Genomic DNA, 15,338 nt, shown 5'->3' with positions numbered 1-15,338 from the left:
CGCGCCAGCCGCCCCGCCACCCCGGGCGCCCCCCCCCCCCACCCCCACGCGCCCCCCCCCCGCACCGCGCCCGCGCGCGCCGTAAAACCGCGACCACCGATAAACCAGCAGAATCAGCGTGGTGCAGCGTCAGCCGTGCAGTGATAATCCTGAGCCGGCAACTTCCCGGTGGTCAGGTACGACGTCACCGCGTTGTTGGCGCACCGGTTCTTGCCCATCGGGTAGACGCCGTGACCGCCCTGGTCGGCCGTGACCATGCGCGCCCGATCACCGAACGCCTGTCGCATCTCCTTCGCGCCCACCAACGGTGTCGCCGGGTCGCGGAGGTTCTGCACCATGAGCACGTTCGACGGACCGTTGTCGTTCACCTGGACCGGCTTCTCGATCGCGTCCGGCCAGAACGCACACGGCTGGATGTTGGCCCCGGCCGCCCCGAACATCGGGAACCGGATCCGGTCGATCGCCACGTTCCGCTGGTACGTCGACACCGTCGTCGGCCAGCGTGAGTCGTTGCACATGATGTAGGACCGCCCGGAGATCAGGTTGTCCGCGTCCTTCGCGCCGCCCTCGCCACCGGGGAACGGCGGCGGTGGCTGGTTCGCGTCGAGCGCCTTCATCGCCTGCGCGAACCATGGGCTCAGAGCCGCGCCGTAGAGGCTGACGAACGCGATCATCCGGAACCCCGGGCCGTCGTACTCCGCGTCCGGCCCCTTCACCGGCTTCTTGTCCAGGCGAGCGGCGATGTCGAAGTACTTCGCCGTCACCTGCGCCGGCGTCCGGCCGAGACCGTACTCGCGGTAGTTGGCGGCGGCGTACTTCGCGAAGCCGGGGAACGTGTCCTGGAACCCCTGCGCGAACCGCCGGTCGCCCTTGTAGTCCCAGCCGCCGGGCGCCTCGTTGCTGTCGAGCACGATCCGGTCGCTGCGCTCCGGGAACAGCGTGGTGTACACAGCACCGAGATGCGTACCCCACGACGCGCCGTCGTACGAGATCTTCTGCTCGCCGAGCGCGGCCCGGATCTGATCCATGTCGCGGGCAACATTCGCCGTGCTCGTGTACGGGAGCATCCACGCGGACTTCGACGTAGCGCACTGCTTCGCGATCTGCTGCACTTCCGCGGCGCGCTTCGTGACGTCGGCCGCGTTCCGCGCGTACGGCGGGACGCTGCCGGCCGCCTGCTGCGCCGCGGTGAGGTTACACGTCACCGGCGTACTCCGGCCGATGCCGCGTGGGTCGAAGCCGATCACGTCGTACTGGTCCTTGACCTCTTGCGGCAGACCGCCGGCGGCGAGGAAGGCCGGATACCCCAGCCCCGCGCTCGGGCCGCCGGGGTTCGTGAGGAGGACCCCGCGCCGTTTGTCGGCGTTCTTGCTGGGCAGCCGCGAGACTGCGATCTCGATCTTCTGCCCGTCCGGCTTCCGGTAGTCCAGGGGCACCTTGACGGTGCCGCACTGCATCCCCTCCGGCACGGGGACTCCGTCGCCGATATCCGCCGGGCACTTCTCCCAACTGATGGCCTTCGGCGTGTCCGCCTGCGAAACCCCCGGGACCGTCACCGCTGCCAACGCAGCAACCGCAACGGCGATGGACAACGTCCTTCGCATCCGCTTCCCTCCAGCCGGTACCTCGACGGCACCGTGGACGATGGTCTGTGAACAAGCACCATCCTTGTCGCGCCCACGCCCCAGCACATCCAGCCCGCGACTGGTTTCCCCACCCCTCGACCCCGGCCAAAAGTACGACACCTACCACCACCCAACGCGGGGGATGCCGACAGCGGATGACGGGCCTACGATGCGATCGTGACAGGGTCCTGGCTCCCGGCCGGCGGCCGCGGGCGGGGCTCGGGGCGGCCTGTTGTCCGGCGGCTGGAGCGACTGGCGGATCTGGGCGCTCGGCGGGAAGATTCCCACGACGAGCGGCTCCGCCAGGGCACTCTGATCTTCTCGGCACTGCTGATCACGGCGATCGCGACGATCTGGGTGACGACGTTCCTCACGTACGGCGACCCGGTCTCGGCTGCGATCCCGGCCTTCTACCAGGCGATCACCCTGATCGGCCTCGCCGTTCTGGCCCGGACGCGGCGTTTCGCCATCTTCCGCAGCACGCAACTGGTGGCGTTCCTGGTCCTGCCGGGGTTGCTGCAGGTGTCGCTCGGCGGCTTCGTGGCCTCGAGCGCGATGATCCTGTGGGCGACGATCACGCCACTGGCCGCACTCGCGCTGCTCGGGATCCGGCGCTCGGTGCCCTGGCTCGCGGCGTTCTTCGCCGAGCTGGTCGCCCTTACCCTCCTCGATTCGTGGCTCGCCCAGTCCCCGTCGGCCCTGCCGCCCGGTTTCGTGGTCACGTTCCTGGTGCTGAACATCGCGGGCGTCATGGTGAGCGCGTACGTGATGCTGGGCTACTTCGTGGAGCAGCGGGAGCGAGCCCATCAAGACCTGCTGGCCGAACGTGAGCGCTCGGAGCGGCTGCTGCTCAACGTGCTCCCGGAGCCGATTGCCGAGCGTCTGAAGGCAGAACCGGGGGTGATCGCGGAACACTACGACGCGGTGAGCGTGCTCTTCGCTGACATCGTCGGCTTCACGGCACGATCGGCGGTGATGGCGGCGGCTGACGTCGTGACGATGCTGGACCAGGTGTTTTCCGCGTTCGACCGGATCGCGGACGCCGAGGGGGTCGAGAAGATCAAGACGATCGGCGACGCGTACATGCTGGTCGGCGGTCTCCCGAACCCGCGGCCTGATCACCTCGCGGCGGTGGCCCGTGCGGCGCTCGCCCTGCGCGACGAGGTCGCCCGGATCGCGGCCCTGCCGGGCCAGGACTGGCTCGCGGTACGGATCGGGATCGACTCGGGACCGGTCGTGGCCGGCGTGATCGGCCGGCGCAAGTTCATCTACGACCTCTGGGGCGACACCGTAAACACCGCAAGCCGGATGGAGTCCCACGGCCGCCCGGGCGAGATCCAGCTCACCGGCCGCGTAGCCGCCGCGCTCGGCCCGGAATTCGCCGTACGCCGCCGCGGCATCATCGAGGTCAAAGGCAAAGGCCAAATGCAAACCTTCTACCTCGACCGACCCAAACCACCCCAGTCACACTAGAACGAGCGGTAGCTGTCTGGGGAGGGGGACGTTTACTGGCCGCGCTGCAGGTTGGTCTGGCGGCCGGTATGTCTGTTGCCGTCGCCGTGGCGGGGACCGATCGCGATCACGTCGCGCGCTCCTGGCGGATTTCTTCGAGCATTTGCTGGGTGAACGGGTCGTCCTTTGCCCACTCGTCCACGCTGAACGGGGTGCTTCCCGGCATCGGCGCCGAGTCGTAGCTGCGGACAGTCGGGTCGTCGATGACGCCCGGCGGTGGCTCGTCGTCACCGCGCAGGGTGCGGTACTGCTGTGTCGACAGCACCACGAGGAGAGGTTCGGCCGCGCTGCCCACGAGTACTGGAGGGCCGAATGTCCCGCGGCGCATCGCCTCGACCATCTCGGGCAGTTGCCGGACAAGTACGTCGGGAGCGACCACGGTCCGGAACTTACCGAGGGTGTCGTCGCCGCGGAGATCGTCGTACTGGTCGTAGCTCGCGATCACTGCCTCGGGTACGCCGCTGTCGCCGAAGGCGAACGCATGGGTCTCGCCTTCCGCGAATCGCTCGACCACACCGGCGATCCCGGCGGCGACGTCGGCAACGGACGGCAGGTCAGGGTACGGCGACGTGGACATCTTTCGATGATAGCGGCGCCCCAGGATCGGCTCGGTGAGTCAGTGGCGGTTGATTTGGGTGGTGATGGTGGGGTCTTTGATGGTGGTGTCGTTGGCCAGGAGGAAGGCCTTGCTGAGGATCAGGCTGAGGACCGGGTCGTCGTCGAAGGGGAGGAAGAGTTTGCCGGCGCGGGTGTCGCGGGCGGCGACGATGCAGAGGTACTGGTCGTTGGGGGACATGAGGATGTTGCCGCTGCCGAGATGGATGCGGTACGTGCGGAGGTCGCCGCGGACGCTGAGGTAGCGGTCCTCGAGCTCACAACGGTCGGCGATGGCGAGACGCGGTACGAGTTGTTCCAGGACGTCGCGGCGGACGTCGCCGGCGGCGGACAGTTGGCCGAAGCCGTAGGTGTGCCAGTACGTCTCGAAGCGGCGCTCCGTCCCGCGGTCGAGCCACTCCGGATCGGCTCCGATCGATGTCACTCCGACGAACAGGTCGACGTCACGCATCGCTTCGGTGAGGACGAGCGGCGGTACGTCGGCGAGTTCGATCGCCTCGTCGCTGTCGATGTCGACGAATCGGACCTGATCGCTCGTGCAGTAGGGGTAGAGATCGCTCGCGGTCGGGTGGATGTCGAGGATCGGGTCGAAGAAGAACTCGGCACGGATCCCCGCGGTGTCGAAGGTTCGCCGGGCGACACCGTGGTCGACGCCGTCGTCCCACCACGCGACGGGAACGGGTGCCCAGCCACGCCCTTTCATCAGCGCGCGGGCCTGGACCTGACCGAAGACGTGGCCGGCGAAGCGGTTGGAGTACACCCGGGTCTGTTCCTCGGCGGGCGTGAGCACGTACAGCTCGCGGTACGCCTGCTTGAGCGGCTGAACGACCTGCTGCTCGAGCAGATAGGCCCGCCAGGCGCGAACCTCGTCAGCCGTCGCCTGGATCGGGTGCCAGAGCCGCACCTCCGCATCGAGCGGAATCGCGACCTGCTGGCCCGAACTCGTGACCGCGGTCGCGGCGTCCTGCGGGATTCCGACGACGCGGTGTCCTTGCGGCGTACCGAAGGACCAGATCAGCGTGCGTGTCAGCCGGCCGGTGATCGGATGATCCAGGTACCAGCGGCGCCAGTCGTAGAGGGGCCAGCGACGGTCGAGGGACATCAGACCGTCGAGCCGCAGACGCTCGCCGGCGATCGTCTTGCGGATCGCCTTGAGGTCGCCGCGGATCGCAGCAAGGGTCTCGGCATCGGCCTGCTTCACATCCGCCGGAAAGGACTTCCGCGGCGTCTGGTTCTCATCGACATAGGCGAGTGATACCGCCCGTCCGTCCACGACGACCAGAGCGGACCCCCGCGAGAGGGGCACAAGACGTTCGCCGTCCTTGTCGAGATCATGCGTCTCGACGGCGCGCTCGAGCAGTTCGTCGCGCGTCATTCCCTGCGCCGTGGCCAGCGCGTCGATGGCCTTCCGGATCTGTTTCAGCAAGGTCCCGTGCCGAACGGAGCGCTCGAGCGCGAGCAGTTCGGTGATCGACGCCGGGGCGCCGATATCGGCCATCGCCTGCGCTGATCCGTTGGCGAGTCGAAGGCTTCGTGGGTTACCGAACTGATCTCCGATCACGGTCACACTTTTGAGGGCAAGGCGCCGTAGCTGTGGAAGAAGCGCCGGATCTCCGAGGAGTCCCGCAACCGCGACCGCTCCCAGCAGGAAGGCCTCGTTGCCGGCGGTGACGTAGCGCGTCACGGTGTAGGACCGATCGCCGTGGTCGTACTCCGTGTCGGTGTCCCCCGCGTCGAGCGCAGCATCGAGGAGCGCCCCGATCAGAGCGCCGGGCCGCGTCAACTTCTCCCGTACGTCACCGGCGTCGGCGAGCCATTTCTTAGAAGGCCGGCCAGCAGTGCGAGCGGCAAGGAGATCGAGTGCGGACGCCCGCGCGTCGATCGATTCGTCCGCCGTCTCGAACGCGGCTCGGAGCCGAGCGCCGATGTCGTCACCCTCGTCGATCAGGTCGAGGCGGATCCCGTCACTGGGGCCGACGAGCTTGCGCAGCCTGGTCGCGGTAGCTGCGTCTCGGATCCCGTCTGCTGCTTGCCCGAGCAGTGGTTTCAGCCGGTTCTTGTCCGCCTCGGGCAGCGCGGGATAGGCGTGCTCGATCTGGCGGCTGACCAGGCGGAGGCACTCGCCGTACCACCACCATTGCGACTGGTCCTGCTGCGCGCGCGGCAGGACCAGCAACCGCTCGATGTGCTCCGCCGACAGCTCGACGCGCTTGCGTGCGATCACCGACAGCAGCTCGACGCAGCGATAGCTGTGTACTCGGTCGAAGACGCTGAGAATGCACTCCCGCCGCAGCGCATCCGAGCCCTGCAGGATCGCTTGGACCTGCGGCAGCGCCCGAGTGACCCGTCCAGGGCTCCACGACAGTCCGTTGAGCGCCTGCAGCGCAGCCGCGACCATGGTGGCGGCTCCGGCATCGCCCCGTTCAGGCACACCGTCTCCTGCGTGCTCCACGCTCAGCCACCGACCAACTGAACAAGGCGGACGAAACGGATATCAGAATCCACGGTCAACTCGAGTTCCTCGTCGAGCTCGGTCACCTGCCGGTCGTCGACCAGCACGAAGAACCCGTTGCGTTCGAAGGCCTCGATCGCCCGATCGGCCTGCCGCTCCCAATCGATCTTCCGCTTCTTCGGCAGCCGGAAGCCCTCGTTGGTGAGCACCCCTCCCTCCGGCATCACCAAGCCCGCGAACACCGGCTCAGGAGCAGCGTTGAAACGCGCCACCTCCTCCCGAACGCGTGTCCGCACAAGATCGCGCAGCGCGATCCTGTCCGAAATCCCCTCCAGCGTGGTCGTTGCACCGACCCGGCCGGTCCCCGACACATCGATGATCCTCACAGTGATCGACACGGGCGCAGCCTAAACGGACCGCCCGACAGTTTCGGTGCCCATGCAGGTGACCGTCCCCGCCTGATGCGTCAGGATGGGGGCCGTGCAGCTGAATCTTCATCGTCTGTGGATCTTTCTTCAGGTCGTCGAGGCCGGTGGCTTCTCGGCGGCGGCGCAGAAGTTGTACATGAGTCAGCCGTCGGTCTCCAACCAGGTGCGGCAGTTGGAGTCGTCGTTGAAGGCGACGCTGGTCGACCGGTCCGGCAGCCGGATTCGCGCGACCGCGGAGGGGGAGGTGCTGGTCGAGTACGCGAAGCGGATTTTCCGGCTCGCCGATGACGCCGCGAGTGCGATCGCTGCGGTCCAGGGGCTGCAGTCCGGTCGGCTGGTGGTCGGCGGCACCACGACGGTGGGAACCTATCTGCTGCCGCCGACACTGGCCCGCTTCCGTCAGCAGTTCCCCGAGGTGGAGTGCGATCTGTACGTCGGGAACGCGACCCAAATGGAGCGATGGGTACTCGATGGAGACGTCGGCTTGGGAGTGTTCGTCGGTACGCCGACTGCGCCGCAACTCGTGACTGCCGACGTACTGACCGACGACAGTGTTCTCGTTGTTGCGCCCGGCCACGAGTTGGCGGGCGAACGCATCACCCCGGAACGCCTGCTGGGGCAGCGTTTCCTGCTCCGGGAACGTGGCTCGTCAACCCGTGAGCTGCAGGAGAAGGTGCTCGCCGACTGGCATCTGGGCGATGTCAGCACCGTGGACATGGGAATGCCGGAGACGCTGAAGCAGGCGGTCCGCGCCGACCTCGGGGTGACCGTGGTGTCGAAGCACACCGTCGCGGAGGAGCTCCGCGACGGCCGCCTCGCCGAAGTGGTGGTCGACCCGGCGCCGCAGGGCCGGCCGGTCGTGGTCGCGCACCGCCGGGACCGCCTGCTGTCGCCGGCCGAGCAGGCCTTCGTCAGCGTCGTCCGGACTCTCGCCACGTGGCCCGACGAAGGCGTCAGTACCTGATGCAGGCCGACCGGAGGTCGGTGTAGAAGTTCCACACGTCGGGGGAGCACTCGGGTGCCCCGAGCTGGGAGGCCTTCGCGCCCATGTGCGGTAGGTGCGAGTAGGCGCCGACTCCCGGGCGGTTCACGTGCAGCATTCCGGCCTGGAAGTCCTGCAGGGCCTGGAACATCAGGGACGGGTTCTGGGTGAAGATCGTCCCGGACATGCCGTACTTCACCGAGTTGCTGATGCGCATGGCATCGTCGTACCCGTCGCAGACGATGACGGACAGGACCGGGCCGAAAACCTCTTCCTGGGCGAGGTGTGAGTCCCAGGCCACGTTGTCCAGCAGCGTGGGCTTGACGAAGTACCCGGGGGTTTCGAGGTGTGCTGCTTCGCCGCCGGCGAGGACGTCGGCGCCGTCGGCGACCGCCCGCTCGATGGCCGTCAGACAGGCTTGATGACGCTCGTCGTTGACGACCGGACCGATGTCGGCGTCGGGCTGCTCGCCGGGCCCGATCTTCATGGCGCGTACGCGCGGCGCCAGGCGATCGATCAGCTCATCGTGGACAGCGCGGTCGACGATCACGCGGCTCGTCGCCGAGCATCGCTGACCCGACTGGCCGTAGGCGCCGTGGATGATCGCGTCGCAGGCGGCGTCGAGGTCCGCATCGTCGAGCACGATGAGAGCGTTCTTGCCGCCGAGTTCCAGCTGTGTCCGCAGCAGACGGCCGGCACCAGCGCGGTTGATGGCTTGGCCGACGGGCAGCGAGCCGGTGAAGGAGATGCCGGCGACCCGTTCGTCGTTGACGAGCGTCTCACCGGCCTCCCGGTCGCCCTGTACGAGGTTCAGCACACCGCTCGGTACACCGGCGTCGTGGAAGGCCTGGACGAGCAACGCACAGGTCAACGGGGTGAGGGGAGAGGGCTTGAGGACGGCCGTGCACCCCGAGAGCAGCGCGGGCGCGACCTTCCAGATCGGGATGGTGAGGGGGAAGTTCCACGGGGTGATGAGACCGACGACCCCGATCGGACGGCGGAATGTCATCACGACGGTCCGCGGTTCCTCGGCGGCCGTGGTCTCACCGTTCATCCGGCGCGCCTCGCCGATGTGGAAGTCCAGGATCACCAGGCCGCGGGTGACCTCGCCGCGGGCCTCGATGAGCCGCTTGCCCTGCTCGCGGGTGATCGCCTCGCTGAAGTCCTCGATGCGTTCCTCGATGAGCCGGGCTGCCCGGGTGAGGACCTTGGCCCGCTCGATGGGGCCGATCGCGTCCCACTCGGCCTGCGCGGCTGCCGCTGCGTCGATCGCCGACGTGACGTCGGCCGCGGCGGACTCGGTGAACTCGCCGATCACGTCGCCGGTGTTGGCCGGGTTGAGGTTCGACCGGCTCTGTCCGCTGCTCCCTGGCGTCCAGGTCCCGCCGATGTAGTTGAGCAGGTGTTCCGGCCGGACCTTGAAGTCGAGGCTCACGAGGAGTGGCTCCTTGCTGAGAGTGGGAACGCGATGGCGATACGCGGGGCGTCGGCGGTCTTGGCGCGGGCGACCGCCGCGTCCACCTGGTCCAGTGGGTACGGCACCGGGATCAGGTCGGCGAACAGTTGTTGCGCCGTGGACCGCTGCAGGAAGTCGACTGCCTCGGCGAGGTCGTCGAGCCGATAGTTGTGGCTGCCGACGACCGTGGTGAGGTTCTTGACGAAGCTGCTCGGTTCGAAGCTGATCTCGGGAGCGGGGGAGACCGAGCCGACCAGCGCGATCCGGCCGGCCAGGGCGACCACCTCGAATGCCGACTGGACGGCGCGACTGTTGCCGGACAGTTCGAAAACGACATCAGCGCCGTACTGCGTTGCCGCGTCGGCCAGCTCGTGCGGTTCGACGGTGTGCGTCGCGCCGAAGCGTTCGGCGAGTTCCCGGCGTACCGGATCGACGTCGGAGGCGATCACCGTGGTGCAGCCGCGGTCGCGAGCGTAGGCAACGGCGGTGAGGCCGAGCATGCCGCACCCGAGCACCACGACTGTGTCGTCGGCATCCAGCTCGACGCGGCGGGCTGCGCAGACCACGGTCGCGGTGGCGCAGTTGGCCGGCGCGGCTACCGCAGCTGGGAGGTCGTCCGCGAGTCTGACTACTCCGGTTCCGGCGAGGAGATGGACGTGGGTGCCGAATCCGCCGTTGAGCTGCCAGTGGTCGTCGATGGCCTCGTGACCGTACTTGCGGACAGTCAGACACTTCTGCGGAGTACCGCGTCTGCAGCGCCGGCACGTGCCGCACGACGTACCGATGGTCCAGGTGATGCGGTCGCCTACGCGAATCTGCTGACCGTCGGCGCCGGTGACGACGCCACCCGTGCCAACGACATGACCGATGGCCTCGTGTCCGAGGACTGTCGGCAACGGAGTCGGGCGGTCACCGTTGATCGTGTGCAGGTCGCTACCGCAGATGGTCGCGAGCTCGGTCCGGACCAGAATCTCGCCCAGGCGCAGGTCGGGCAGGGGCAGTGGGTCGACCGAGAAGCCCTCGTCGACGCCGGACCACACCGCAGCCGCGGCGTGTGCTGTCGACCTGCTGCTCGTGCCGTTCGCTGTCGTGGTCATTGCGCGGTCCTGTCAGGTTGGTGGTTCAGCGGCGGATGGTCGAGGCGACCAGCGCGCTGGCGGTGCAGGAGACAGCCACGATGGGGAAGATCAGGCCGGCGTCGCCGCCGTTGCTCTCCATGATGTGCCCGATGAGCGGTTCCGCCGCGCCGGCGAAGAGGTAGGCGAAGAAGTTCACGACGCCGGTCGCCGTACCGGCCATCACCTTGCCGGCCAGGTCCGGGCAGAGCGCCCAGAACGACGACTGCGGGCCGTAGACGAAGAACCCGCACAGGAACAGCAGGACGATGCCGAGCCCGATGCCGGGTTGCAGTACCCACATGAGTATGGAGCTGACCGCGCCGAGCAGCGTGAAGAGCATGATCGGACGGTCGCGGCGGGAGCCGAACAGGCGGTCGGACACCTGCCCGTTCACCAGAGCTCCGACGGCCATGCCGACGGGCAGCGCGACGGTGATCCAGATCGCGTTGTCCGTGGCCTTCCACTTGTCGCCGAGGAAGTAGACGGGTACCCAGACGAGCAGGCCGTACCGCGCCGCGTTCTGGAAGCCGATCGAGATGCCGGTGAGCCAGATCTTCGTGATGCCGAGGACGGTGCGGTAGCGCTGCATCGAGGTGGCGTCGTCGACCGCGGGGCCGTCGTACGCGACGTCGTCCTTGTCGCGGGCGAACGACGGCGGCGGGGTGACGCCGGCGGCTGCCGGGGTGTCGCGGGCGAGGAGGTAGAAGACGACACCTCCGAGAAGCATCAGGAGTACGGGGAGGCGGAACAGCCACTGCCACCCGTCCTTCCCGAAGGCGTTGATGGTCAGGGTCGACGTCACGTAGACCAGGACCGAGGAACATCCGGCGGCGAGGGTGTAGAAGCCGAAGCTCTTGCCGCGTTCGTGGTGACTCCACCAGTTGGAGATCACCCGTCCACCGGCCGCCCAGCCCATCGCCTGGACGAATCCGTTCGCCGCGAGCGCCAGCGCCATCCCCACGAAGGAGTGCATGAAGCTCGCCAGGAGGCAGAACGTGGTCGACAGGATCGCGCCGAGGGCCATCAGCCGGCGTCCGCCGAACTTGTCCGCCAGGTTGCCGTTGACCATCTGACCGATCGCGTACGACCACAGCGCGATGCCGCTGATCGTTCCGGTCGTGGTCTTCGTCCAGCCGAACTCGGCCTGAATTCCGGGGATCGCGAAGCCGAAGGCCTGCCGGCCGGTGTAGAAGAACAGGTAACAGAACATGGCGGCGAGCAGCATCCGCCAGGCAAGACGCCGGAACGCGGCGTCGTCGAGGGGTTTGCCCTGCTGGGGTCCGGTGGTGGCGTCAAGGCGGCTGGACATTGTCGCGGGCCTTTCTCAAGCGGAGGAGGGCGGCCTCAAGGGTGAGGCGGGCGGCCTCGAGGGGAAGGCGGGGCGGCACCCACGCCGGTGGTTCAGCTCGGCGACGTGGTCGCGAGCGCTTGTTCGGTGACGAGCGTCGTAGCGGCCCAGAACGCGTCGTAGTTGTGGATGAACGCGGGCCGGCCCCACGGCTCGTCGAGCTGCTCGGGCCGCGGCAGCACGCGATTGATGAGGAACGGGATCTGCAGTTCGCCGAGCGCCCCGTGGGAACGCAATGGGGCGTCGCTGAGACCGGTGAGGTCGTGCCAAGCGGCGTACCGTCCCACGGCGGTCCCCGCTTCGCCGAGTACGACGATGTCGCCGATCCGGTCCGGCGGTAGCGCGAAGGTCGACGCCGCTTCGGCGCGGTCGTACGCCGCCTGCACGCCGTCGAGCGCACGCAAAGCCTCGATCGTGGAGTTGAGGTCGGCACCATCCGGCAGGTAAACACTGGCGAAGGAACCGAGTGCGCCGTGGTGAACGGTGTACGGGTCGGTGATCGGAAGGACGACCCGCAGGCCATCGCTGCCGGGTTCGGCGTCCGTGCTGCCGAGGATCTCGCGGACCGCATCCTCCACGAAGAGAACGTTCGCCGTACCGTCGGCGCCGGTCTTGGCGCTCATGCCGTGATCCGCGGTGAGGACCACGATCGCACCGAGTGCCTCGAGCTGACCGGCGTAGTGGTCGATCTGGGCGTAGAGGTCGTTGGCGGCCTCGGTGCCGGGTGCGTGTTTGTGCTGGATGTAGTCGGACAGCGAGAGGTACATCAGGTCGGCGCCACGAGTCCTGAGAATCTCGACACCCGCCGCCAGCGCGAAGATCGAGAGGTCGGCGGAGTAAACACTCGGCAGCGGTTTGCCAACCAGGGCGAGAACATCGTCGATACCGTTGTCCTCGATCGTTGCCTCGTCCGCCTTCTCGGCCGACAGGCAGATACCGCGGCGCGCGGGCGTGACGAACTCGCCGGATCCGTCCAGGGCCGGGCCGTCCTCCACGAGTCCGGCGCCGAGCAGGCGGCGGAGCTTGTCCTTGGCGGTCACCACGACGACGTCGAGTCCGGCGTCGTTGGCGGCGGCGAACAGCGTGGGGGCGCGCAGGAACTTCTTGTCGTTCATGAGCACCTCTTCGCCGGTGCTCGTGTCGAAGATGTAGTTCCCGCTGATGCCGTGCACGGCGGGCGGTCGGCCGGTCGCGATCGACACGTTGTTCGGGTTGGTGAGGGCGGGCATCGCGCAGTGCGCCTCCCACGACGTACCGCGGCCACTCTCGAGAACCCCTGCCAGCCAAGGCATCCGGCCTGCCTTGATGGCCTCGAGGTGGTACTCCGGCTCGCTGCCATCGATGCAGATCACGACGACCGGGGCACCCGGAGTCGTGTACGTCCGGTTGTTGACGCTGAAGGTGGTAGTCAAAAGAGGGCTCCCGCGCTGGATTGTTCGGTTGCGACGAAGCGTCCAACGCCGACGACGCCGACCGGAACCCCGGAACGACCTATCGCGCCCATAACCAAATGCGGCGTACTGCCGCGGATCTTTCGGTGCCAGGGTTGCCGCATCATCCGTCTGCCGGCCTAAGGAGCCAGTTGATGCGATTACGTCTCGCCGCGTTGCCCACCGCGGTCGCCTTGCTCTTCGCAGGGCTCGTGGCGCTCCCAACCACCGCCACCGCCGCCACTGTCGGTACAGAGAACTTCGACAGCCTGACCTCCGCACTCCAGCCCAGGACCACCGAGACCGGCATCCCGGCCGGCCTGCTCGGGTGGACCCGAGCCACACCCAACGGGTGGACGATCACCTCCGCGGACACCATGACCGGAAAGGGCATGGACGAGTGGCGCGGCTGGTCCTTCGCGACACCGCAGTTCTGGTCAGCAGCGCAGACCGGTCAGGGACGGGAGAACTTCACCAAGTCCAGTGGCGTGCTGGCCGTGGCCGACACCGACGAATGGGACGACGCCAACAGTCCCGGTGACCAGCGCTTCGAGAGCACCTTGACGTCGCCCGCCTACCCGGTAGGCGGCAAATCGACGGTCTACGTCAACTACGACCAGAACTATCGCCAGACCGGTCCCCAGGTCGCGGCGCTCGACGTGTCGTTCGACGACGGGACACCGCAGCGGCAGTTCACCTACAGTACGGCGACCCTCGGTAACCAGGTGTATCGCGAGAACGAGACCATCGCCGTACCGGTGAAGGTTCCGGCCGGTGCTCGGTCGGTGAAGATCAGCTGGGTCATCGAGAACGCACACAACGACTGGTATTGGGCGATCGACAACATGAGCGTGAGTGACGAGGCGCGCGCCGGGGCCATTCCGCCGCTGCCGAAGGTACAGACCCCCGACGACCTCCCGGACGGGACGAGCCGCAGCAAGGTCCTGTTCGTCGACATGGACGGCATGCGGTGGGACAGGATGCAGCAGGCTGGTACGCCGAACCTCGCCGCGGCCGGTGCGGCGGGGCAGTTCGGGCCGGCGTACATCCAGGACAACGCGATCGCCGGCACCAACTCCGGGCCGGGGCACAGCAGCATGCTGACCGGTGTGTGGCCGGACAAGCACAACGTCCTCGACAACTCGTTCAACGGCTATCGCAAGAGTCAGTACCCGGACTTCATCACGCGCGCTGAGGGTCTCCGCCCCGAGCTGTCGACGTTCACGACGCTGGACTGGACGCCGCTGAACACGTACCTGATCGACCGCCCGGACGTGAAACTGCAGCAGAACGGCGCCAACCAGCAGATCACCGACCGGCAGAGCACGGACGCCGCGCTCGACGTGCTGAAGAACCACAACCCCGACCTGATGATGGTCTATCTCCACGACGTCGACGCGACCGGCCACAGCCTGGGATCGGACAGTCCCGACTACATCGACGCGATCCGCCGGGTGGACGCGAAGTTCGGCGAACTCGTGGCGGGAGTCAAGGCCCGCGCCACCTACCGCGACGAGCAGTGGCTGATCGTGGCGGCCACCGACCACGGTCAGACCGGCTTCGGCCACGGCGGCGACCAGCACACCTCACGGCAGGGCTGGATCCTCGCGACCGGACCAGGAATCCCCAAATCGTCAACGCTGCGGCGGGAGTGGCGGCAGGTGGACATCATGCCCACCGTGTACAAGCACCTTGGCCTCCCGATCGACCCGAACTGGGGACTCGACGGCGTCGCCATCGGCAGCAAGAGCGCCGACCCCTTCGACACCGTGAAAGCCACGTCGGGTGTGGTCGACGAGTCGCCTAAGCCGGCAGGCGTCGGGGGCTGGACTACCGCCGTACCCGAAGGGTGGTCGCGCGTCGACAAGACCCCGGTGGACAGTGGCGTGACGGAGTACCGCGGGTGGCGGCTGATGACCGGCGAGTTCTGGACGACGTCGGAAGAGGGACAAGGGCGCGGCTCGTTCTTCCGCGGACGGGACGTGATCGCTGTCGCGGACCCGGACGAGTGGAACGACAAGGGCGATCCGGCCGCGAACGGTGCGATGTTCGACAGCACGCTCACGACGCCGTGGATGTCGGTGCGTGGCGAGTCAGGGGTCCAGGTCGACTATCTGAGTCACTACAAGCAGGTCGCCGCCGGTCAGCCACAGAAGGCCGAAGTCGTCGCGGAGTTCGACAACGGCGTGCAGCGGGTGCTCTGGTCCGCCGATGCGGCCGACGGCGCAACCTTCGACATCAGCAAGGCGATGCATCTGGTCACAGCGGTGCCGTCAGGTGCGAACAGGGTCCGCGTGAGTTGGCACCTGACCGCCGGCAACAACGGCTATTGGGCCATCGACGGGACCAGACTCCGGGCGCTCTAAACGCAA

11 protein-coding genes are annotated in these 15,338 nt (G+C 67.7%); 3 read left to right on the top strand and 8 right to left on the bottom strand.

Annotated features, from left to right (window positions below):
* Positions 1-113 precede the first annotated feature (113 nt).
* Positions 114-1,604: an alpha/beta hydrolase gene (locus tag ACWGID_RS13260; protein ID WP_452196693.1), complete on the bottom strand. Its 1,491-nt coding sequence runs from the start codon at positions 1,602-1,604 to the stop codon at positions 114-116.
* 198 nt (positions 1,605-1,802) lie between these two features.
* Between ACWGID_RS13260 and ACWGID_RS13255 the strand changes: the two genes are divergently transcribed.
* Positions 1,803-3,098: an adenylate/guanylate cyclase domain-containing protein gene (locus tag ACWGID_RS13255; protein ID WP_452196692.1), complete on the top strand. Its 1,296-nt coding sequence runs from the start codon at positions 1,803-1,805 to the stop codon at positions 3,096-3,098.
* 106 nt (positions 3,099-3,204) lie between these two features.
* Here ACWGID_RS13255 and ACWGID_RS13250 read toward each other — a convergent pair whose 3' ends face one another.
* Genes ACWGID_RS13250 through ACWGID_RS13240 form a run of 3 tightly spaced genes read right to left on the bottom strand, consistent with a single transcriptional unit; the run spans position 3,205 to position 6,602 of the window.
* The gene (locus ACWGID_RS13250) at positions 3,205-3,714 is read right to left on the bottom strand and encodes a hypothetical protein (protein ID WP_452196691.1); all 510 of its coding nucleotides are present in this window, start codon (positions 3,712-3,714) and stop codon (positions 3,205-3,207) included.
* Between the two features lie 39 nt (positions 3,715-3,753).
* Positions 3,754-6,183: a DUF4132 domain-containing protein gene (locus ACWGID_RS13245; protein WP_452196690.1), complete on the bottom strand. Its 2,430-nt coding sequence runs from the start codon at positions 6,181-6,183 to the stop codon at positions 3,754-3,756.
* Between the two features lie 23 nt (positions 6,184-6,206).
* Positions 6,207-6,602, bottom strand: coding sequence for a hypothetical protein (locus ACWGID_RS13240; protein ID WP_452196689.1), 396 nt, complete (start codon positions 6,600-6,602; stop codon positions 6,207-6,209).
* Between the two features lie 82 nt (positions 6,603-6,684).
* Between ACWGID_RS13240 and ACWGID_RS13235 the strand changes: the two genes are divergently transcribed.
* The gene (locus tag ACWGID_RS13235) at positions 6,685-7,596 is read left to right on the top strand and encodes a LysR family transcriptional regulator (RefSeq protein ID WP_452196688.1); all 912 of its coding nucleotides are present in this window, start codon (positions 6,685-6,687) and stop codon (positions 7,594-7,596) included.
* Here the strand turns inward: ACWGID_RS13235 and ACWGID_RS13230 are convergent.
* The 4 genes from ACWGID_RS13230 to phnA all read right to left on the bottom strand — a co-directional run bounded on the left by ACWGID_RS13230 (position 7,586) and on the right by phnA (position 12,948).
* Positions 7,586-9,049, bottom strand: coding sequence for an aldehyde dehydrogenase family protein (locus tag ACWGID_RS13230; RefSeq protein WP_452196687.1), 1,464 nt, complete (start codon positions 9,047-9,049; stop codon positions 7,586-7,588). The genes ACWGID_RS13235 and ACWGID_RS13230 overlap by 11 nt on opposite strands.
* The gene (locus ACWGID_RS13225; protein WP_452196686.1) at positions 9,046-10,167 is read right to left on the bottom strand and encodes a zinc-binding dehydrogenase; all 1,122 of its coding nucleotides are present in this window, start codon (positions 10,165-10,167) and stop codon (positions 9,046-9,048) included. Before ACWGID_RS13225 ends, ACWGID_RS13230 begins: the two co-directional genes overlap by 4 nt.
* A gap of 25 nt (positions 10,168-10,192) precedes the next feature.
* The gene (locus ACWGID_RS13220; protein WP_452196685.1) at positions 10,193-11,497 is read right to left on the bottom strand and encodes an MFS transporter; all 1,305 of its coding nucleotides are present in this window, start codon (positions 11,495-11,497) and stop codon (positions 10,193-10,195) included.
* Between the two features lie 92 nt (positions 11,498-11,589).
* Positions 11,590-12,948, bottom strand: a complete 1,359-nt coding sequence (phnA, locus tag ACWGID_RS13215; RefSeq protein ID WP_452196684.1) for a phosphonoacetate hydrolase — start codon at positions 12,946-12,948, stop codon at positions 11,590-11,592.
* A 173-nt stretch (positions 12,949-13,121) separates the two neighbouring features.
* Here phnA and ACWGID_RS13210 point away from each other — a divergent pair, with 173 nt between their 5' ends.
* Positions 13,122-15,332: an alkaline phosphatase family protein gene (locus ACWGID_RS13210; protein WP_452196683.1), complete on the top strand. Its 2,211-nt coding sequence runs from the start codon at positions 13,122-13,124 to the stop codon at positions 15,330-15,332.
* Positions 15,333-15,338 lie beyond the last annotated feature (6 nt).

The sequence above is a fragment of the Kribbella sp. NPDC054772 genome (assembly GCF_053611945.1).
This window is presented reverse-complemented; position numbering and strand designations above follow the sequence as displayed.